This window comes from Paenibacillus elgii NBRC 100335 (assembly GCF_004000865.1).
GTDB classification, from domain to species: domain Bacteria; phylum Bacillota; class Bacilli; order Paenibacillales; family NBRC-103111; genus Paenibacillus_G; species Paenibacillus_G elgii.
In genome coordinates, this window is sequence record NZ_BIMB01000002.1 from 44,495 (window position 1) to 63,491 (window position 18,997).

Here is an 18,997-nt window from a genome sequence, read left to right on the forward strand (position 1 = left end):
CCCCTGGGTGTCTGCACGCGTTAGCCTATTTTGAAACCGCTTTCCTTTTTCTTAGAATACTGTAATCTTTCATTGGTGTCAATTATCCTTTGGTCAATTTTTTATAAAGTTAAGTCTGTCGCAGAGGTCTCCATGGCAGCCTGCCCCGGCACGGTCTTATAAACAAAAAGACCTCTGCAGCATACTACAAAACCGCTCTATCCATCCGTCTACGTCTTTTGAATCTGATTCGCCCGTTCGTACAGTGCCCTGCGCAGCAACTTGCCCGATCCGGTCTTGGGCAGCTCGTTCAAAAACTCGACTTTCCGCGGATATTTGTATACGGCCATATGCTCTTTGGCCCACTCGACGATGTCCTGCTCCGTCACATTCCCGATGGCTTCTTCCTTGAGCACGACATACGCTTTCACTTCCTCGCCCCGGTAATCGTGGGCTACGCCAACGACGCACACTTCTTTAATCGCGGTATGCTTGTGCATGATGCTCTCCACCTCGTTAGGGAAGACGGAGAAGCCCGACGATTTGATCAGTTCTTTTTTACGCCCGGAAATATGGACGTAGCCGTCCTCATCCACGTGTCCTAAATCCCCGCTTAAAAACCATCCGTCGACAAACGCGGCCGCCGTAGCCTCCGGATTTTTCCAATAGCCCTTCATAACCATCGGTCCTTTGAAGGCCAGCTCCCCCTGCTGTCCGGGCGGAACCTCCACGTTCGGATCGTCTATGGCAACGACGCGAACGTCCGCATCCATCAGCGGGATGCCCGCTGAGCCTACCCTCGCGTTTTCAAAAAAGTTCATCGTAATCTGGGCCGTTGTCTCGCTCAGACCATAGCCTTCCAGCAGCCGGGTGCGGGTGACTTCGTAGAACCGCTCAAAGATTGGCCTCGGCACCGGAGCGCCCCCCGACAGGCAGCCCGACAGGGAAGACAGATCGTAATTCGCCGCGTTCGGGTGGTTTATGACCGCGATATTCATCGTAGCCGTGCTTACCCAATGCTGGATTTGCAGTTTGTGAATCGCTTCCAAAATAACGTCCGGCACAAAGCGGTGGAACAGCATAATCGCTCCCCCGTTGCAGAGTGGCGATCCCATGCAGTTGACCAGCCCGATAACATGAAACAAAGGCATTGCCGACAGGTGGCGATCGCGCGGCTTCGTTCTCACTCCGTCCCTGAACGAGAACGCGTTAGCCACAATATTGCGGTGCGTCAGCTCCGCGCCTTTGGGCATGCCTGTCGTTCCCGAAGTGTATTGCAGCACAGCGGTATCGTCCAGGCACGCATTGGCGGGAGGAATCGGATCGTCGTAATGGATCAGCTCCAGAATACGCTCCTCTCCCGGCAGCCTGCTTATCGTTCTTTCCATTGGAGCGAACGACATCGGAAATTCCGGATGATCCGGGGCAAAATCCGTCAGCGCCGTCGAAATGATCCGCAGCCCGGGAAACTCCGGCAAAATCGGACACAAATGCGCCAGCAAATTTTCCTGGATGAAGATGGCCTTGGGCCCCGCATCTCCTAGCAGATGGCTCAGCTCCGCCCGTTTGAACATCGGATTCATAGGCACGGCTATTGCTCCCAGACGCTGCACGGCCAGAAAGGCGATGATAAACTGCGGGCTGTTCTCCATATAGAGGGCGACCGTGTCGCCCTTGCCCACGCCTCTTGCATGCAACTGAGCGGCGAGCTGCAAGTACATGTCCGCCAGCTCGCCGTACGTGATGATCTTGCCATAGAAGTAAACCGCCGTATCGTCGGGATTCGTTCGCGCATGTTCCTCCACATAGTTTTCCAGGACCTTGTCTTCAAAGATGAAATGCTGCGGAACATCTTTGGGCCACACCTTGTACCATGCTTTTTCCATGCTTACCCCTCCATATCGTTATTCGGTCTTCGCAAGCCTGCCTTCCTCGTAAGCAACGCACGCGCCTTCATAGATGGCTCGCTTGGCATCCAGCTCTCCCGGGAATCGGGCCCCGCCGATTGTGACGACAGGAATGCCGGCCCGCTGCACAAGCTGGTCATCCCATGCTTCGGATAGTTGTCCGGCGGCAAGGATGACGGTGTCGGCGGGAATTTTTTTCGTTTCCGAACCGCTCTCCGTCTGCAGTTGTATGACAACTCCGTCTTCGTCAATGCGCTCGTAGCTTAAATCGGTCACAAATTGAACCTTCTTCTGCCGCAGATGCGAGAGGAGCGCCCAACGGGTCGTTTTGCCGAGCGTTTCGCCGGGCTTGCCTTTTCTGCGAAGCAGATAAATCTCGCGCTCCGCCTGCTCGGATAAATAATGCGCCAGATCGCAGCCGATCCCTCCCGCTCCGATGATCACGACCCGCTTACCAACCTCCGCCTCTCCCCGGAGCACTTGCTGATACGTAAATACGTGAGGGAGCGAGGTGCCCGCCAGCTCGGGGATTCGCGGCTTGATGCCGCTGGCCAGTACGACCAGGTCCGGAGCAAGAGCGGCGATTTCCTCCGGCGTCGGACTATGGTTTAAGCGAATCTCTACGCCCAAGCGGCGCAACTCATGCTGATAATAGCGCAGCGTTTCGGCAAATTCCTGCTTGCCGGGAATCCGCTTCGCCAGATTCAACTGTCCGCCCAGCCGGTCTTCCTTTTCGTACAGCACGACGCGCTCGCCAATCTCGGCCAATGCCCGTGCCGCTTCCATCCCTGCAGCCCCACCACCGATGACCGCGATGTGGCGGGAACGTTGCACCCTGAAAGGCTTCCACTTCGATTCCCGGCCCACCCTCGGATTGACCAGACATGAGGCAGGCAGGCCGTCAAATACTTGATCGAGACATGCCTGATTGCAAGCAATACAGGTGTTGATCCGGTCGAACTGCCCGTCGCGGGCTTTGCGCAGCAGGTCGGGGTCCGCCAGGAACGGACGCGCCATCGATACCAGATCGCAGGCTCCGCGCTGCAGCAGCTCATCGGCCAGCCGGGGATCGTTAATCCGGTTGCTGCCGATTACCGGAATGTTCACCGCCCGTTTGATCGTTTCCGCGATATGAATATATCCGGCCCGGGGCACCATCATGGAGATCGTCGGCACCTGGGATTCGTGCCAGCCGATTCCTACGTTAATCGCATCCGCTCCGGCGTCGGCCACCATGCCGGCGAATTGCAGCGTTTCTTCCTCGGTCGTGCTGTCCGGGATCAGATCGGCGCCGGATAGCCGGAAAATAACCGGATAGCCGGGTCCGACCGCTTCGCGGACGGCTTGAACGATGCGCAGCGCAAATCTTGTCCGATGCTCGAACGAGCCGCCCCATGCATCGGTGCGCTTATTGGTCGCCGGGGATAGGAATTGATTGATCAAATACCCTTCCGACCCCATAATCTCGACGGCATCGAACCCGAGGTCCGCCGCCTTCTTCGCGCTGACCGCATAACGGGCGATCAGTTCCTCGATTTCCTCGTTGGTAAGCTCCCTCGGCGTGTGACGATGGATCGGCGAACGGATGGCGGAAGGCGCTACGGCGAGGATGCCCGTCAGATCCGAGTAGGCGTACCGCCCCGCGTGAAACAATTGGGCCCCGATCCGCCCTCCGGCCGCATGCACTTGAGCCGTCAGATTTTCCATATGCTTGCAATGCTCATCGCTGTAAAATCCCATGAAGTTATGGCCGCCGTCCCCTTCAGGCGACACGGAAATGCCCCCCGTCACGATCAGTCCGGGACCATCCTGACCGGCCCTTTCCTTATAGAAATCAATCAAGGCTTGACTGCCAGCCTCTTCCCCCTCCAGCCCGGTATGCATAGAACCCATAAGAACACGGTTGGGAAGCTCCAAACGGCCCAAACGTATCGGTTGAAACAGATGATCCAGCTTCATTGTCTCTCTCCCTTTCGTTTCACAGGACCTGCTATATTGATCATTTATATGCAGGACTTGCCATTTATAACATCCGCTTTCAAGGTCGGTTTACATCCCGGATACAACCTGCGTATAATTAGATTTATTTATGTCTATTTATAATGAAACAGCATCAATTCATACGATTTTGTTGAAGTTGAGGGGTTCCGATGCGTGAGCTTTCTTTAGAACTTTTGCCGAATCAGGCGCCTTTGTTTTTTCAAATTTATGGTTATTTCAAAGATGGAATTCGACAGGGGCAGCTGCCGTACGGCTCGTTTCTCCCCTCCATTCGAAGCTGCGCCCACACGCTGAAAGTCAGCAAAAATACGGTTGAAACCGCGTATCAGCTTCTCGTCTCAGAAGGCTACCTCCGCACCATTCCCAAAAAGGGCTATCAGGTTGTTCATCAAGCCGAAACGCCCGTTCCTGATCCGGGATCGGCTTCAAACGACGCTTTGAACAAAGAGATCCAAATCGATTTTCGATACGGGAATATCGAGCTGTCTGCTTTTCCATTCCACCCGTGGAACAAAGCGCGCAATACGCTGATCGCTCATTATCAAAGCAAGTATGAAGTGGAAGGAAATTCCCAAGGCGAGTACCTGTTAAGAAACGAGCTGTCACGGCTGTTGTATGAATCCAGAGGCGTCGTGTCCGGGCCCGGGCAGATGATTATCGGCTCTACACCTCAGCAGCTCTTATCCCTGTTAAGTCAGCTTCTGGACAGGAACCGGAATGTCATCGGCGTCGAAAACCCCGGCTATGACGGGGCAAGAAATACGTTGATCAACCATGGCTTTCAAGTCCGTGCGATTCCGCTGGCCGAAGACGGTATTTCGATCGAAGAGCTTGAGAAGAGCAGGGCGAATGTGGTGTATGTGAGTCCTTCCCAGCAATTCCGAAACAAGCTGGCGATGTCTCAAGACAAACGGCAGCAGTTGATTCGGTGGGTCCGTTCACGTGCAGGTGCGGGTTCAGTCAAATACATCATCGAGGATGACTACGAATGGGAGTTCAGGTATGACGATCGTTATTTGCCGTCCATCCAAAGTCTGGCCCCCGAAAAGATCATGTATATCGGAAGCTTTTCCAAAACTTTGCTGCCGGTCGCCAATCTAAGCTATCTGGTGCTTCCCAAGGCGATGCTGCCTTTATTTCGCTTGAAAGTAAGGGAATACGACCAGCCTGTTTCGCGGCTCGATCAGTTGACCTTGGCCCACTATATAGCCGATGGTTATTGGCATAAGCATTTGCTCAAGATGCGGAAGCACTATGAAGAGAAACGGGAAGCTCTATTCGAAGCCATATCCCGGTACGAGTCGTACTTTGTGGAGGTCGAGGGAAAAGATACCGGGCTGCACGCTATCCTAACCGTGAAAACAACGAAATCCGAATCGGAGCTCATTGCGTCAGCGTTGGAAAAAGGCGTCAAGGTTTACGGGACATCCAGATACTGGCTTCATCCTACAAGCGAGTATCCTACCATACTGCTTGGTTATGGAGCCTTGAGCTGCGATGAGATTCGTATGGGCATCCGGCGGTTGACCGAAGCTTGGTTCGGCCCTGCTTGAAATTGGCTTGTCCCACCGATTTTCGCGATTCTGTCCCTTTCGCTGTCACCCAAATTCATTATGATTGGTAGTAGTACTGCTAGCGAGGTGAATGACAGATGAACTTTATTTTCGACATGGACGGGACGATTTGCTTTAAAGGGCAGCCCATTTCCAAGAACATTCTGGATTGTTTGCTGGAATTACAGGAAGCCGGCCATTTTATCGGCTTCGCTTCCGCACGGCCTTACCGCGATATGCTGCCCGTTCTGGACGAGCGGTTTCACGACCACCTTCTCATCGGAGCGAACGGAGCGATGGCTCATTTCCGGGGACAGCCTCTCTATCTGAATGCCATTCCCGCCGAACTGGCCCGCGAAATCGTAGCCATTCTGGATGAATTCCAGGCCGAATATTTGATTGACGACAAGCTGAACTATGCTTTAAAGTCGCATCGGCCTCATCCTCTGCTCATGAGTCTGGACCAAAACAAGCTTGCGGAACGCGTAGACGCGACCCGGATCGAAGCTTTCGTTAAAATTGTCGTGTTGGCATGCGACAGGTTTGAAGAATTGGCGGACCTCATTTCCCGGCTGGATGTGACGATTCATTATCATTCGGCGGAAGGCATCCTGGATATTACTTCGAGCAACGTCAACAAAATGAGAGGCCTGAAGCAAACCGGCCTTGAGCTGGAGCCGTTTATTTGCCTGGGCAATGATATGAACGATCTCCCGCTGTTCGAAAAGGCTCTCCATTCCGTCGTCATCGGGGAATTCGCGCCCCTGCTTCGTATCGCCAAGGAGCAAATTCCAATGGACGACCGGGTGGAACAAAATATTATATCCAAGCTGAAGGAGCTTAGCGCATGAATGATATGACCCAACGACACTTATCGCTGCGGGAAGCCGAGACGAAAGCGGCCGAGCTGTTCAGAGCGATCGAAGAAAAAGGCCTGCTGCGCAGCGGTGTAACCGAAAAGCAAATCAATCGTGAAATTTACGAGCTGGCGTTCCAAATGTTCGGCATTAAAAAATATTGGCACAAGCGCATCGTACGGGTCGGCAGAAATACGCTGTACCCTTACCGGGAAAATCCTCCGGACTTGACCGTTTCCGAGGGAGATATTTTGTTTCTCGACTTTGGCCCGATCTTCGAAGACTGGGAAGCCGATTTCGGCCGCACCTACGTGCTGGGCGACGACCCGATCAAATTAAAGCTGCAGAGCGACATCGCTCTGGCATGGGCGGAAGGGAAAGCCTTCTTCCAATCCCAGCCCCAGATTACCGGCAGCGAGCTGTTTGCTTTTGTAAGCGGGCTTGCGGCAAAATACGGCTGGGAATTCGGAGGCACGCACGCGGGACATCTCATCGGCGAATTCCCTCACGAGCAGATCCAGGGCGAAGAAGTCGAGAACTACATTCATCGCGACAACAACATTCCCATGAGAGACCCGGATCAGAACGGCCGTCCGCGGGATTGGATCTTGGAGATCCATTTTATCGATCGGGAGCTTGAAATCGGCGGTTTCACGGAACAGCTCTTGACCGTTGAATAGATTGGGTGGGGTATCTACTTCCGGTCGCTCTTGTCTGCAGGAAATTTTCATTAGAATCCGCTTAACAGCGGATATTTCCCGCAGACAAAGGCGAACGCTATCGCTCCTCCAGTAGATACCCCACCTATTTCAGTGAAAAATCTCTTTCTCAACACCCTATCCCCCTTCCAACGGGGGTTTACTTTTTTTGATCCCCCCCACGTCAAACCGCGATGCGGTTCCAAGCCATTCCTCCTTTCTTCTACAACATTGCGTTGCTTTTCCTTTCTTTAAACATCCTTCGACGTTATTCCTATAAATTCCTCCTATGGAAATATAATGTTCCTTCTATTTACAGCTTCTCTCGGGCCAATTTTTTAAACACATCAATGGCATGACTGCCGAGCGAAAAGAATACGTCGTCCTCGTCTTCCTCATCGATTTCCACTTCCAGGTTGTCCACCTGGCCGGCGAGCATGTTAATAAACTCTGCGGTACATCTCCTCGACCGACAAAAAATCCAAAGCGTAAACGACGCCGTACTGGTGATTTTGCCCATTATTCAGCATGTACAGCTGCTTCAGCTCCGAAGGCATCTCTATTCCCATTTGGCGCTCGATGTTGGCGATATTTTCCGGCAAGACCGGATCGTTTAAATAACAGTCGAAACGGCCGGCTTTTTGATTCATGGCACCGACGAATGAAGTCTATGCAGCAGCAAGAGAAGCGTTGTTGTTCAAAGGAGTTCCTCTTTTCTTCAAATGTGCATTTTGTTGCGTTTTGTTGTAATTTGTTTGACTTTTTCCCCTAACGAGGATTATGATAAACGTAACGAAAGGGGAGAGCTCATCCATGAAACCAATCGCTCGTGTCATTATTATTGGCTGGGACGGAGCAGGCAATTTCGTAACGTCCGCGAATACGCCGAATTTGGACCGGCTCGTCCGGATGGGAACGTTCGACTTCCACGCCCAGACGGCGATGCCGACGATCAGCGCTCAATGCTGGGGATCGCTTTTGCATGGCGTCGCAGCGGACAAGCACGGGTTGACCAACGAATCCGCAAGCAGCCGCACATACCCGGACGACTCGCCGTATCCGTCGATCTTTCGGGTCGTGCGCGAAGCCTATCCCGACGCCGTGTTGGCCGCATTCAGCGCGTGGTCCCCGATCAACGACGGCATTATCGAACCGTCCATCAGCGTCCATAAAGTATCGATGAAGGACCGCGACCTGTCGCTGGCCGCAGCCGCTTATATCCGGGAACACCCCGAACTAAAGCTGATGTACGTCCAGCTGGATTTGCCGGATTCGGCCGGTCATCGGCACGGGTACAATACGCCCGAGCAACTGCGGGCGATCGAAGAAGCGGATGAGCATACGGGATTTATCCTCGGTGCGCTCGAACAAACGGGACTTTTGGACGACAGCCTGCTCATCCTCGTGTCCGACCATGGCGGCGGCGGAGCCGACCCACGGGACCACGGCAGCGATCACCCGATGGACAAGACGATCTTCTGGGGCTGCGTCGGTCCGGGCATCGAGCGCGGCACTTTGCTTCAGGGCACGATGACGATCACCGACACGGCGGCTGTCGTCGTCCGGGCGCTCGGCATCGAAGCTCCCGCCTCATGGGAAACGAAGCTACCGGAAGGAATTTTCGCGGAATAATCCGGGCCTGGCAACTCTGTAAGCACTTTCAATTTCTTTCTTGTGCAGCGTACAATTCGTTCAATGTCGTTGAGATGTCGTTTTGAAGGGCCCCATGGCTGTTCGCCCGTTCCTCGGGGCCCTCAATCACAAGGAAATCCACATCCATTCCACGGAAAAGCGCCAACGGGACAAATTCGTCGCCAAAGGTCATTCCGCCCATAGATCTCCGGTTGCACGCAGCCCCATTCCCCCCATTACCCACTAATGAATAAAGCCCTATTCTCTCTATAAAATTTTAACATAGATATTCACTCGATGTTTTAACATGTCGTTTTCGTGAAGATATAAACTATTCGTCGGGTGCGGTCGAAATATATTTTAGAATTAAAATGTTGGATAATAAAGGAAACCAACTTAGCAAAAGCTGGTCTTTAACCTTAACAGGAGGTGGTGCGTTATAAATTTGTAGCAAAACCCGCACGCCCTACATCTGAACAGCAAATCAAGCACGACACTAGAGGAGGAAAATGATATGAATTACAGAAAGGCACTGAAGGCTCTTGCCGTCACGGCTTTGTTAGCATCCGCGCTCTCCGTCAGCGTGACAAAATCCTATGCGGCGGCGCCAACGATTCTCGGATATTATACGGAGGATTCTACCGAAGCTTTTCCCAAGTTTCACAGCTACATGAATCAAATTTCCACAGATACGTTTAATACCGATATCAACGGAAATATCGTCGGCAAGGTACCGACGCAAGCCGTGAACTACGCCAATTCGGTGAAGGTGCTGCCTTACGCCTTGGTATCCAATTACCGCAATCACGATTGGGACAGCAATATCGCGCACAATGTCCTGACGAACCCGACAGCCAAAAGCAACCTGATCAAAAATATGCTCAATCTGGTGAAAAAAAATAAATACAAAGGGATTAACATCGACTTCGAGGCAGTTTTGCCCGAGGATCGCGAGGCGATGACGAAATTCGTTCAAGAGGTGGCCGGCAAAATGAAGGCGAACGGCTTCCTGACCATGGTCTCGGTACCTGCGAAGTCGGAGGACGATCCGTCGGATTCGTGGACGGGCGCTTTCGATTTTGAGGAGCTGGGCAAAGCGGCCGACGTCATCCAGGTGATGACCTACGACGAGCATGGCGTATGGAGCGATCCGGGGTCGGTCGCGAGTAATCCTTGGATCGAAGCCGCTCTCCACTTCGCAATCACGTATGTTCCTTCGGAGAAGGTGCTTATGGGGCTTCCGGCGTACGGCAACGACTGGAACTTGTCCGATCCGACGAACAAAAGCAATCGATTAATCGAATGGAAGGATATGCCCCAGCTGCTTGCTTCTACCAAAGCCACCCCGATACGGGATGCCGTTACGGGATCGATGGTTTTCAACTACACGGATGCGGGCGGAGCGAAGCATGTCGTTTGGTATGAAGACGAGGCATCGATCAAGCAAAAGACGCAATATACCAAAACCTACTGGCTTGCCGGCGTATCGGTATACGCTATGGGCATGGAAGATCAAAGATTCTGGGATGCCGTCTCGGCAGGTCTGAAATAGAATAGCAATATCGCAAGTAACAACAAGCGGCCGCTTCTCCCTATGAGAGACGGCCGCTTGCTCTTTTCCCCTTTTATCCCAGCAATCCCAACTGCTTGCCCGCGCGCTCCAGCGCGTTTAATGCAAAATCGAGATCCTCCTGCGTATGCCCGGCGGTCACGATAAACCGCACCCGGCCTTTGTCCATTGCAACCGTCGGATAGACGATGCCTTGTGCGAAGATGCCTTCCTCCAGCAGCAGGTCGGAGAAGCGCATCGTCTTCGCCGGGTCGCCCACGATGACCGGGACAATCGGCGTCTCGCTTCCGCCCGTATCGAATCCGAGCTCCTGCACCTTCGAGCGGAAATACGAGGCGTTCGCCCACAGCTTCTTGATCAGCTCGTCGCTTTGCTTGAGCACTTGAATCGCCGCGAGGCAGGTAGCGGCCACCGCTGGCGTCTGCGACGTGCTGAACAGAAACGGACGCGCTTTATGAATCAAATAATCCTTCAATACCTGCCCGCACGCGACGTAGCCTCCAACCGCGCCGACGGCTTTGGACAGCGTGCCCACTTGGATGTGCACGCGCCCGTGCAGCCCGAAGTGGTCGGTCGAGCCTTTGCCGTTCTTGCCGAGCACGCCACTCGCATGGGCGTCGTCGACGTAAACGAAGGCGTCGTATTTCTCCGCCAGCTCCACAATGTTCGGCAGCGGGGCAATGTCGCCGTCCATGCTGAACACTCCGTCCGTCACGACGACGCGCTTTTTAAAGCCTGCGCTTTCCTTGAGCACGGCTTCCAGTTGGTCCATGTCCTTGTGCGCGAATATTTTCCGGTGCGCCTTCGTCAGCCGGATGCCGTCGATGATGCTCGCATGGTTCAGCTCGTCGCTGATGACGACATCGTCCGGACCGAGAATCGACGAGAGCACACCTTGATTCGTCGTAAAGCCGGATTGGAATACGAGCGCCGCTTCCGTCCCCTTAAACTGGGCCAGTTCCTGCTCCAGCTGGTCGTGAATGTCCAGCGTGCCCGTAATGGTGCGCACCGATCCGCTTCCAACGCCATACTGCTCGATGGCCCGAATGGCCGCTTCCTTCAAGTCCGGGTGATCGGTGAGCCCCAGATAGTTGTTCGAAGACATCTGGAGTAGCCGGCGGCCGTTCAGCGTCATCCAAGTGCCCGAGCGGCTCTCCCAGACTGTAAGCGGACGATACCGCCCTTCCTGCTTCGCTTGCTCCAATTCATCCCGCAGTGAGTTCCAATTGACCATGAACTAGCTCCCCCTTATTGATTGTATCCGTATCGTGATGAAATACGATTTTGCCGCATTGACCGGAAGCCGCGAGCGCGAAAGCTTCCTCGTACTGATCCAGTGTAAAAGTGTGCGAAATGAGCGGCTTCAGATCGATCCGCGTCCGGTCAAGCAAGCCCTTGAGCTGGTACCAGGTCTGGTACATGCGCCGTCCGGTGATGCCTTCCACGCGAATTCCCTTGAAAATAATATGCCGCGACAGGTCAAGCGAAACCTCCCGGGTCGGGATACCCAGCAGCGAAACGCGGGCTGCCGGAGCCGCCGCTTCGAATCCGCCGCGGATCGCGTCCGGGTGGCCGGACATTTCCAGCACCACTTCCGCCCCTTCCCCGCCGGTATGCTCCATGATCGCCTGCACCATGGACGTTTCCTTGCTGTTGATCGTCACGTCTGCTCCCATCGTGCGGGCTAGTCCTAAGCGGTAAGCGTTTACGTCCACCGCCATCACGGTGCCCGCTCCACATGCTTTGGCGACCGCTACCGCCATCAAGCCGATCGGTCCGGTGCCGATGACAGCTACCGACTTGCCGACGATGTCGCCGGAAAGCACCGTCTGTACGGCGTTGCCCAGCGGGTCCTGCAAGCAAGCGAGCTCGAAAGGCAGCTGCGGATCGTTGTGGATCACGTTGGTCGCTTTGACGACCGCGTAGTCGGCGAAGCAGCCCGGTGCAGTAATGCCGAAGCTTTTCGTGTTCGGGCAGACGTGCGCGTTGCCCGTCCGGCAGGCTTTGCAAACGCCGCAGACGATATGCCCTTCCGCCGAGATGCGGTCCCCGAGCCTCACGTTCGTGACGCGGCTTCCTACGGCTTCTACGACACCGGCGAATTCATGGCCGAATACGTTAGGCGTGACCACCGTTTGCTCCGCCCAGGCATCCCATTGGTAAATATGTAAATCTGTACCGCAGATTGAAGTCGTTTTCACCCGGACCAGCACTTCATCGGGACCGCACTCTGGAACGGGTACCTCCTTCAATACCGCACCGAACGCCCGCTTTTCCTTCACAAGCCCTATCATCGTTGTTCCCATCGTGCATCCCTCCGCCGGATGTTGTATAATATAATAAACCATTGTGCGCTATGATGTACTTACAATATATTATACATATGTACGCGATATTGTACATAGGGTAAAGCGTCACCTTGGAAAAAAATTTTTGTTCCCGCCGGCAGTCCCAACGAAAACGTTGTGCGCGACCGCCGTTCGTTTATAATGGAGAGAGTAAAGCAGCATGGGAGGATATCATGGAGCACGAACAAATTCATAAGAAAATCGGCAAAAGCCTTCAGGCCATCCGCAAAGCCCGCTCGCTGAGCCTCGACCAGGTAGCGGAGCTGACGGGGGTCAGCAAAGCGATGCTCGGACAAATCGAACGCGGCGATTCGAACCCGACGATCTCGATTCTGTGGAAAATCGTCAACGGGCTGCGCATCTCGTTTACGTCTCTGATCGAAGAGGAACCGGCCAAGGTGACGCATTTCCGCTTTGAGAATTTGGAGCCTTTTGTGGAGGAGGAGGGCCGGTACCGGGCGTTTCCGCTCGTTCCGTTCGACCAGCAGAAGCGCTTTGAAATTTATACGGTGGAAATGGAAGCGAACTGCACCCACATTTCGGAACCTCATAACGAGGGGATCGAAGAGTACATTTTGATGATGCAGGGGGAGCTGGACATCACAATCCAGCAGAAGACGTACACGCTGAAGGTGGGGGACGCGCTGCGGTTTACGGCGGACCAGAGCCATATTTATACGAATAAAACGGATCAGAAGACGATGTACCATAACATCATCCTCTACCCTTCTTGATCCGTATATAGCCTAAAAACGGCAATCCGGGAAGCAGCGCCTCCTTCGGATTGCCGTTTTTGTTGCGCTATAGCGGGACTCCTGCTACTTAATAAAGTGTTTTCACTGCCTCACTCGTAAAGGGGACCAATTCGGCTGTTCGGCCTTCGCGGATCTTGTTTGCCCAAGCAGGGTCTACCAGTAACGCCCGGCCTATGGCTACCAGATCAAATTCTTGACGTTCCAGCCTTTCGATTAACCCGTCGATCTTCGAATTATCGGCTCCCTTTCCTTCGGTAAAGAGACTCATAAAATCCTCGTCCAGACCAACCGATCCAACCGTAATCGTCGGTTTCCCCGTCAATTTTTTGGTCCATCCGGCAAGATTCAGATCCGAGCCTTCGAACTCCGGCTCCCAGAAACGGCGCGTGGAGCAATGGAAAATATCGACGCCCGCGTCGACTAAGGGCGCCAAGAACTGTTCCAGTAGCTCCGGCGTTTCAGCCAATTTCGCTGTGTAGTCACTCGCCTTCCATTGCGAGAAACGCAGCACGATTGGGAATTCCGGCCCGACGGCGCGGCGGCAAGCTTCGATAACCTCCACGGCAAAGCGGGTGCGCGCAACCATGTCGCCGCCATAGCTGTCGGTTCGCGTATTGGTTTTCTCCCAGAAGAATTGGTCGATTAAATATCCATGCGCACCATGGAGCTCGATGCCGTCGAAGCCAAGCCGCTTGGCTTCGGATGCTGAGTGTGCGAAGCCTTGGACGATTGCGGCGATTTCCGATTCCGAATAATCGCCTACTTGGCCTCGTGCTCCCATATGCCAAATCTGCGGTATAATCCTTCCGCCCGCCGCGTGTACCTCAGTCACTACGTTTGCCCAACCGTTTAATGCAGCTTCGCCATAGAAATGCGGTACGTTGGCGGAATTGGACGCATCCGGATGGTTGATCACCGTACCTTCCGTCACGATAAGTCCGACACCGTTTTCGGCCCTGCGACGGTAATAGGCGGCAACATCCCCCCCCGGTACGCCGTCCGGGGAAAATTGCCGGGTCATCGGCGCCATCACGATACGATTAGACAGAGTCATTTTTCCGGTTGCGAACGGTTCGAACAAGGCTTGAACAGATTGAGAATTACTCATAACAACCTCCAAATTAAATTAGATTGGATTGAATTATGTTAATAATGTTGGCATCAGCGTTAATAAAGCTGCAAACAGCATCTTGAATTCGGATTTTTACTCATGTACTTAGATATTCCCTGAGAACCACCTCCTTCAATCACACTGATCCTTTATTGACTACGCAGTCAATAACTTCACAAAAAAAAGATCAAGGTTCGAGCATCGCAAAAGACGTACGTAAAACCGCATCGACCTGCTCTCGGGAAGCACCTGATCTTTCCATGATTTTCGCGCCGAGAAAAGCGTTGTTCAGATAAGCAGCAAGCTCTTTGCTGGTATGGCGGGTCGTAAAGATCTGCTGCTCCTGACCGCTATGGATGATCTTCTCCAGTATTTGTTCAACCTTGGCAAACATCATCTCGATTTCGCGGGTTACTTCTTCGTCGTCGGTTCCGAATTCCAGCACGGAATTAACCATGAGACATCCTCTACGAATGGTTTCGTTGCCCCGACATAGTGCAGCGTCGCGTATGGCTTCCAGCTTTTTCAAGGGGGACTCTTCCTGAGAGGCCAGTTCTTCCAGCACGGATATACTCTGTTCGCGATACAGTGCCAACGCTTTTAAAAACAAGTCCCGCTTATCTTCAAATACGCAATACAAACTTTGCTTCTTAACCTGCGTCGTACGTGTCAAATCCTCAAAGGAAGTCGACTTGAAGCCTTTCATCCAGAACATTTCCATGGACTGGTGCAGTGCACGATCGACATCAAATTCTCTAGGCCTGCTCATAGGGCCATGATATCAATTCTTGACCACGAAGTCAACAACCGCTCGCCGGTGTGACATTTTGAGCACAGTGCTTAGTACGTATTGGGGTAATTCTCCCAAATCATCAATAATTACGTCGGCATCAATATTATCGGAATATACTGTATTATTTCATTTCCAAGCTGCCTTCATACCAACAGCCCGACTCGCTCTTATATCGTTTTCAGGATGGTCCCCCGCAAAAAGAGCTTCCGTTGCTTCCACCCCGAGTTTAGATAAGGCTCTGATAAAAATTGCCGGGTCAGGCGAATAAGAAAACCGCAGGGGCTTAAAGAGGACTATCCTCCGCTTGTATCGTGCGATTTTCATCGAGCCGCACTTTATAAGACTCCCCCCATGCTTTCATAGACATAATCACCGGTTCCAAAGTCCTTCCGAAATCAGTAAGGGAATATTCCACTCTTGGCGGAACCTCTTTATATATTTCTCGATGAATGATGCCGTCCCGTTCAAGCTCTCTTAACTGCAATGTGAGCATAAACTGCGTAATTCCCGGATTGAGGCGCCTGAATTCATTGAATCTTTTCGTTCCGTCCAGAAGCTGATAGAGAATGATCCCCTTCCACTTTCCGCCAATAACATCCAGCGTTGTTTCAACCGGACATGCTTGCATATCTGGACGCATTCCATATTTGTTTCTTCGGTCTCCCACCAGCTTGTCCTCCCAAAGGTTTGATTTTTAATACTATACCATAAAAATATGCGTACTTACTTAAAGTAATCTGACTGATATACAATGCTGTCTGTACAACATTTGCTAATTGAGAGGATGGGATACCCATGAATACCAGCCAAAAGATGAAAGCCATCGGTGCTTACCGATACCTCCCAATATCTGATCCGGAAAGCCTTCTTGATCTGCATTTGGATAAACCGGAACCTACAGGCAGCGATTTGCTTGTAAATGTAAAAGCTATCTCCGTCAACCCTGCAGACGTAGGCGTTCGCGAAAAACATAACTACGAAGCCGAATCACCGAAAATTCTTGGTTGGGATGCCGCTGGAATCGTAGAACAAGTTGGCCCTGACTGTCAATTGTTTAAACCAGGGGACAAGGTCTATTATGCGGGCAGTGTGGCTCGACCAGGCACCAATAGCGAATTTCACTTGGTTGATGAACGAATTGTAGGAAAAATGCCGAGAAGTTTGGATTTCGCAGCCGCAGCCGCATTACCGCTTACCTCGATAACTGCATGGGAGGGCCTATTTGATCGTTTAGGAATTAGCCCGAACGCAAATGAAAACAAAAGTATACTTATTATCGGCGCAGCTGGAGGAGTAGGATCGGTTGCCGTGCAACTTGCCAAATTAGCAGGTTTGACAGTTATTGGCACTGCTTCGCGTCCGGAATCAACTCAATGGGTCAAAAGATTGGGTGCGGATTTTATAATAAACCATAACAACCCTTTCCAACCTCAGCTCAAGGAATTTGGTATAGATACTGTAGATTATATTTTCTGCTTGAATGATACTGTACAGCATCTAGCGAATATGTCGGAAGCCATTACGCCCCAAGGTAAAATTTGCTGTATCGTTCCTACGGATAAGGCTTCCTGGTCAGGAAGCTTGAAAATGGACTTGCTGTTTGCTAAAAGTGTTACGTTTGTATGGGAGTTCATGTTTACACGGTCGTTGTTTCATACCGAAGACATGATGAAACAACACGAATTGCTGAATGACCTGGCGGACTTAATCGATAATGGAAAATTAAAAACTACACTAAACGAACGACTAGAACCCATTAATGCAGCAAACCTGCGTTTAGCGCATGAGAAGTTGGAAAATGGACGGTCTATCGGTAAAATTGTTTTAGAAAACTTCTGAATACCCACGAAGAAGGCACGGTTGGTTCCAAAAAGCGGTAATGCGTATAGACAAGACTAAGGCCCCTCGCCACTTCGGGGGCCTTTTTGTTTACAACGGTATGGTGCAGGCGAGAGAAAGAAAGTGAACCCGTTTCCAATCAAAATGCCCCATTCTACAGACTGTCAAACCTTTTGCGAATGTCCTCAAGTAGCAGCTTGGCCGCTATAATGCCGCCGGACGTATTCCAGATCGGTTCGTTGACGACGAAGGCCCGTTTCGTTTTGACGACGTTCATGTTTTGCGCGAGCGGGCTGCCCAGCCATTCCTCGGCCGTTTTCTTGGCCCCGGTGTCCCCTTGACGGTCCGAGACGAAATAGAACATCACGTCTCCGTCGAGCACGGTCATTTGCTCCTGCGTAATGTCTGCGGAGAAATCGTCCTTGTTCTGGGCGTCCGGACGGGCGAAGCCGAGCTGGCTCAAAATAATTCCGGCGAAATTGTTTTTGTAATAGACACGAACCTTGCCGGGCTGGAAGCGGGCCAGCGACACGCGCATTTTCGTCTTATCGCCCAAGTGCGCTTTAGTCTGCTCAACCGCTTTGTTGTAATCGTCCAGCACGGCCTTGCCTTCGGCTTCTTTGTTCAGCGCCACGGCATACAGCTTGAAGTTGTCGATCATGCTGTCGCCCAGATTTTCCGTAAAAACCGTAGGCGCGATGGCGGACAGCTGCTGGTAAATTTTCTCCTGCCGCACCTTCGTACCGAGAATCAGATCCGGCTTTAGCGTCGCGATGACCTCGACATTCGGCTGCGTTTCGTCCCCGATCATCTTCACATCGGCCATCTGCTCCTTGATATGCTCAAACCACGGATCGCCAATCCAAGACTTCACAGCGGCTACCGGCTTGATGCCGAGCGCCAGCAGCGATTCCGTGCCCTGATTCGTCAGAACGACGACACGCTGCGGGGTGCCTGTAATTTTCGTCTCCCCCATCGCATGCTTAATCGTGCGGGACGCCGGTTCCTGCTGCGAGGGCTGCTGACCCGCCTCCGGCTTCCCGCTTCCTCCGCCGCCGCAAGCCGCAGCAACCAAGGCGAGAACCAATACAACCGCTAGTACGGAAATCTTTTTCGACCCGAATCCCCCAAATCCTTTGAACAACAACGATAACTTCCCCTTTCAGCGATCAACAAGTTGTCTTTTTTTGATAATGATTATTATTATCAATGAAAAATTCAAAAAAACTCCCGTCTGCGGGGATCAAGCCGATAAACCAACCAAGCGTTACAATTGTTACTTGTGTTACACTTGTAACATTAAACGATATCGTCCGGTTATGCAATAACCTCGGCGCTCCCCATGGGCGAAAATGGACAGATGAAAGGAAGTGTCACACTTGGGCGAAGCTACGAGCAAGCTCTCCTTGCGGTCGCAAGAATGGATTCAGACCGCGCTGTTTCAACTAATGGAAAAAAAGCCCTACTCTCTCATCTCCATTACAGAGATTGCAGATAAAGCAGGACTTGCGCGCCAGACGGTTTACCGGAACTTTCAGGATAAAGACGACATTTTATTGAATTACTTGACCCGGCTAATGAGCGGCGTGTGGAAACATATCGACAGCGGGCAGCCGTATACGGAAGCGATGTTCGTGCTGCTGTTCCGCACCTGGAAGGACAATATTCCCCCGTCGCTGATCCTGAACATCAAGGGCCAGGACCGCAAAATCCGGCAGCTCATTTTCCGCAGCATCTGCGATTGCCATGACGAGCTGTTTATCGGGGGAAGCCGCGGCGAGGGCGGCACGAAGTCCGACATTTACCGCCTGTACGGGCAAAAATCGTTCTCAGCCCTCCTTCACATGATGCTGATCGAGTGGACGCTACAGGAATTTCATTTGTCTCCCGAGGAGATCGGCAAGGTCGTCAGCGAGCTGTCGGCTTCGATGCGGAAGTTTCTGTGAGCTACCGC

At 52.5% G+C, this 18,997-nt stretch carries 19 protein-coding genes; 8 read left to right on the forward strand and 11 right to left on the reverse strand.

Going from position 1 to position 18,997, the window contains the following annotated elements:
- Positions 1 to 209: 209 nt before the first annotated feature.
- Entirely contained in the window at positions 210 to 1,865 is a 1,656-nt protein-coding gene (locus PEL01S_RS01745) for an AMP-binding protein (protein WP_127459033.1), read from the reverse strand.
- Between the two features lie 18 nt (positions 1,866 to 1,883).
- Positions 1,884 to 3,845: an NADPH-dependent 2,4-dienoyl-CoA reductase gene (locus PEL01S_RS01750; RefSeq protein WP_127459034.1), complete on the reverse strand. Its 1,962-nt coding sequence runs from the start codon at positions 3,843 to 3,845 to the stop codon at positions 1,884 to 1,886.
- A 191-nt stretch (positions 3,846 to 4,036) separates the two neighbouring features.
- Here PEL01S_RS01750 and pdxR point away from each other — a divergent pair, with 191 nt between their 5' ends.
- From pdxR to PEL01S_RS01765, 3 genes are all read left to right on the forward strand, one after another.
- A complete protein-coding gene (pdxR, locus tag PEL01S_RS01755; protein ID WP_127459035.1) occupies positions 4,037 to 5,440 on the forward strand; it encodes a MocR-like pyridoxine biosynthesis transcription factor PdxR in 1,404 nt (467 codons plus the stop codon).
- Positions 5,441 to 5,538: 98 nt separating this feature from the next.
- On the forward strand, positions 5,539 to 6,291 hold the full coding sequence (locus PEL01S_RS01760) for an HAD-IIB family hydrolase (RefSeq protein ID WP_127459036.1): 753 nt from the start codon (positions 5,539 to 5,541) through the stop codon (positions 6,289 to 6,291).
- Positions 6,288 to 6,977, forward strand: a complete 690-nt coding sequence (locus tag PEL01S_RS01765; protein WP_127459037.1) for a M24 family metallopeptidase — start codon at positions 6,288 to 6,290, stop codon at positions 6,975 to 6,977. The genes PEL01S_RS01760 and PEL01S_RS01765 overlap by 4 nt, the downstream gene beginning before the upstream one ends.
- A gap of 331 nt (positions 6,978 to 7,308) precedes the next feature.
- Here the strand turns inward: PEL01S_RS01765 and PEL01S_RS35050 are convergent, their stop codons facing one another.
- Both PEL01S_RS35050 and PEL01S_RS01770 read right to left on the reverse strand, forming a co-directional pair.
- Positions 7,309 to 7,434 carry a hypothetical protein gene (locus tag PEL01S_RS35050; RefSeq protein ID WP_255320055.1) on the reverse strand — a complete coding sequence of 42 codons (126 nt, stop codon included), beginning with the start codon at positions 7,432 to 7,434 and terminating at the stop codon, positions 7,309 to 7,311.
- Between the two features lies 1 nt (position 7,435).
- On the reverse strand, positions 7,436 to 7,645 hold the full coding sequence (locus PEL01S_RS01770) for an SMI1/KNR4 family protein (RefSeq protein WP_127459038.1): 210 nt from the start codon (positions 7,643 to 7,645) through the stop codon (positions 7,436 to 7,438).
- Between the two features lie 163 nt (positions 7,646 to 7,808).
- On the opposite strand from PEL01S_RS01770, the gene PEL01S_RS01775 reads away from it, so the two are divergent.
- Both PEL01S_RS01775 and PEL01S_RS01780 read left to right on the forward strand, forming a co-directional pair.
- Positions 7,809 to 8,627: an alkaline phosphatase family protein gene (locus tag PEL01S_RS01775; RefSeq protein ID WP_127459039.1), complete on the forward strand. Its 819-nt coding sequence runs from the start codon at positions 7,809 to 7,811 to the stop codon at positions 8,625 to 8,627.
- Positions 8,628 to 9,141: 514 nt separating this feature from the next.
- Entirely contained in the window at positions 9,142 to 10,179 is a 1,038-nt protein-coding gene (locus PEL01S_RS01780; RefSeq protein WP_127459040.1) for a glycosyl hydrolase family 18 protein, read from the forward strand.
- 73 nt (positions 10,180 to 10,252) lie between these two features.
- Here the strand turns inward: PEL01S_RS01780 and PEL01S_RS01785 are convergent, their stop codons facing one another.
- Together PEL01S_RS01785 and tdh are read right to left on the reverse strand one after the other, a co-directional pair.
- Positions 10,253 to 11,431, reverse strand: coding sequence for a glycine C-acetyltransferase (locus tag PEL01S_RS01785; RefSeq protein WP_127459041.1), 1,179 nt, complete (start codon positions 11,429 to 11,431; stop codon positions 10,253 to 10,255).
- Positions 11,403 to 12,503: an L-threonine 3-dehydrogenase gene (gene tdh, locus PEL01S_RS01790; protein ID WP_127459042.1), complete on the reverse strand. Its 1,101-nt coding sequence runs from the start codon at positions 12,501 to 12,503 to the stop codon at positions 11,403 to 11,405. The genes PEL01S_RS01785 and tdh overlap by 29 nt, the downstream gene beginning before the upstream one ends.
- A gap of 215 nt (positions 12,504 to 12,718) precedes the next feature.
- Here tdh and PEL01S_RS01795 point away from each other — a divergent pair, with 215 nt between their 5' ends.
- Positions 12,719 to 13,279: a helix-turn-helix domain-containing protein gene (locus PEL01S_RS01795; RefSeq protein ID WP_025849811.1), complete on the forward strand. Its 561-nt coding sequence runs from the start codon at positions 12,719 to 12,721 to the stop codon at positions 13,277 to 13,279.
- 88 nt (positions 13,280 to 13,367) lie between these two features.
- Here PEL01S_RS01795 and PEL01S_RS01800 read toward each other — a convergent pair whose 3' ends face one another.
- From PEL01S_RS01800 to PEL01S_RS01815, 4 genes are all read right to left on the reverse strand, one after another.
- Positions 13,368 to 14,408, reverse strand: coding sequence for an NADH:flavin oxidoreductase (locus tag PEL01S_RS01800; RefSeq protein WP_127459043.1), 1,041 nt, complete (start codon positions 14,406 to 14,408; stop codon positions 13,368 to 13,370).
- Between the two features lie 190 nt (positions 14,409 to 14,598).
- Positions 14,599 to 15,180 carry a TetR/AcrR family transcriptional regulator gene (locus PEL01S_RS01805; RefSeq protein ID WP_127459044.1) on the reverse strand — a complete coding sequence of 194 codons (582 nt, stop codon included), beginning with the start codon at positions 15,178 to 15,180 and terminating at the stop codon, positions 14,599 to 14,601.
- 150 nt (positions 15,181 to 15,330) lie between these two features.
- Positions 15,331 to 15,528, reverse strand: a complete 198-nt coding sequence (locus PEL01S_RS35055) for an HAD family hydrolase (RefSeq protein ID WP_233455196.1) — start codon at positions 15,526 to 15,528, stop codon at positions 15,331 to 15,333.
- Positions 15,488 to 15,844 (reverse strand): winged helix-turn-helix transcriptional regulator, encoded by a 357-nt coding sequence (locus PEL01S_RS01815; RefSeq protein WP_127459189.1) that lies wholly within the window; start codon positions 15,842 to 15,844, stop codon positions 15,488 to 15,490. The genes PEL01S_RS35055 and PEL01S_RS01815 overlap by 41 nt, the downstream gene beginning before the upstream one ends.
- A 155-nt stretch (positions 15,845 to 15,999) precedes the next feature.
- Here PEL01S_RS01815 and PEL01S_RS01820 point away from each other — a divergent pair, with 155 nt between their 5' ends.
- Complete coding sequence (locus tag PEL01S_RS01820) at positions 16,000 to 17,043, forward strand: zinc-binding alcohol dehydrogenase family protein (RefSeq protein WP_127459045.1); 1,044 nt, start codon at positions 16,000 to 16,002, stop codon at positions 17,041 to 17,043.
- Positions 17,044 to 17,197: 154 nt separating this feature from the next.
- On the opposite strand, the gene PEL01S_RS01825 is transcribed toward PEL01S_RS01820, so the two are convergent.
- Positions 17,198 to 18,190, reverse strand: coding sequence for an ABC transporter substrate-binding protein (locus PEL01S_RS01825; RefSeq protein ID WP_127459046.1), 993 nt, complete (start codon positions 18,188 to 18,190; stop codon positions 17,198 to 17,200).
- 223 nt (positions 18,191 to 18,413) lie between these two features.
- Between PEL01S_RS01825 and PEL01S_RS01830 the strand changes: the two genes are divergently transcribed.
- Positions 18,414 to 18,989, forward strand: a complete 576-nt coding sequence (locus PEL01S_RS01830; RefSeq protein ID WP_255320056.1) for a TetR/AcrR family transcriptional regulator — start codon at positions 18,414 to 18,416, stop codon at positions 18,987 to 18,989.
- Positions 18,990 to 18,997: the final 8 nt, after the last annotated feature.